Source organism: Nitrosomonas sp. Nm34, assembly GCF_900113925.1.
In the GTDB taxonomy this organism is placed as follows: domain Bacteria; phylum Pseudomonadota; class Gammaproteobacteria; order Burkholderiales; family Nitrosomonadaceae; genus Nitrosomonas.
In genome coordinates, this window is record NZ_FORD01000140.1 from 1 (window position 1) to 1,468 (window position 1,468).

General features: G+C 46.7%; 1 protein-coding gene. It reads right to left on the reverse strand.

Going from position 1 to position 1,468, the window contains the following annotated elements; all coding sequences use genetic code 11:
- Positions 1-117: 117 nt before the first annotated feature.
- Positions 118-1,359: an integrase catalytic domain-containing protein gene (locus BM283_RS17755; protein WP_217646613.1), complete on the reverse strand. Its 1,242-nt coding sequence runs from the start codon at positions 1,357-1,359 to the stop codon at positions 118-120.
- Positions 1,360-1,468: the final 109 nt, after the last annotated feature.

Sequence of the window (1,468 nt, forward strand, 5' to 3'; positions counted from 1 at the left end):
AGTATTTTCCAATACAGAAATGAGTCTGAAAGAAGGTTGTTGAATTTGAGTATTCGAACTTGATTCTGTTTTGGTCTGGTTAAAAAAATGTTTCCTTTGTATTTTACCATTGCATCATTAAGCAGATTGCTTGAGTGCATCAGCAATGGATTGGAATAATGCCTGTCGCGCCTTCTTAAGTGCTGTGGCAGCATCATTGTCACTCATTCTTGATGCGGCTGCATCCAGTTGTTCAAGTGTTATCCCTGGTTTGAGATATAGGGTTGTATCTGGCAATGATTTCAGCTTTTCGAAAGGTGTCATCATGTGTTCGTAACGATACTTTTTCCGCTCTTTACCCTTTGCGTCAGTGACGGTTTCAGGAAAGAAGCAGGGACGGTGGAAATTGACATAGGGGTTGAGAAAATCAGTGCAGAATGCGTTGACTTTTTTAGCAAATCGTTGCGGAATATGGGTATAGCCCAGATGTTTACGCACAATGGCACCGTTTTTGGATTCCACCAAAGCATTATCGTTGGAATGTCGTGGTCGTGACTTGGTGAATTCGATGCGCAGCTTTTCCAGTAACCTGGCAACTTTGTAGTTGATGTATTCCGAGCCATTATCAGCGTGAAAACCCAGAATGGTGAACGGGAACTGATCAAGTAGCTGCTGGATAACCGGCAGCAGATACGCTTCACTAATCCTCTCGCAAGTGGCGACAAGTTGAAATGGGGTCACGCAGTCGACTGCGTTGATAGGATAAACCCCTTTCATGCCATCCTGATCCCCTTGATGGACGCTGTCTATACGAATATAGCCAGGCACGCCATCAGGTTGGGGAGCGCGGCGCTGCCCAATAGGTACAGCAGTTGGGCGGGTTTTCGTCCAATGCCGCCGCTTATCCTGATAAGCCCGGCCAGCACGTAAATTGTAAAGATGAGAGACCGAGATACTCGCCAGCCGTTCGAAACGTGTGTCATTGAAAATGAGGTAGGCTCGCTCCATCAGCTTCTTGGTGGCCGGGCCTGATAAAGTACCGTGCAGCATATCCATCTCAGCCAGAAGAATCGTGTCAGTTAGATTAAAGCGGCGGCAGAATCCATTCTTGGGGGCACTATACTTTTTGATTACTCGACCTGATTTACCGTACCGCTCAACTAATCGTGTTACCTGCTGCCGTGACAGGCCTGTCATACGTTTGAGATAGCGTAACACTACGCCTTTGTCGCACCGACACAGTCGAGTATAACCAAACCGCTTCAATACCCTCTCGATAAACCTATACTGTTCCGCCTTGGGAATCTTGAGCGCAATATCATGCGTCCCTTCCAAAAACGCCTTAACCTGTGCCACCGTTTGTAGCTTTGCTTCATCCATGTCGATCACCATGCCTCGCATAATGACCAATTCAGAATCTAGTTGCTCAGACTCATTTCTCGCTGGAAATACGCACCCACTTCAGACTCATTTCATATTGGAAGAGACT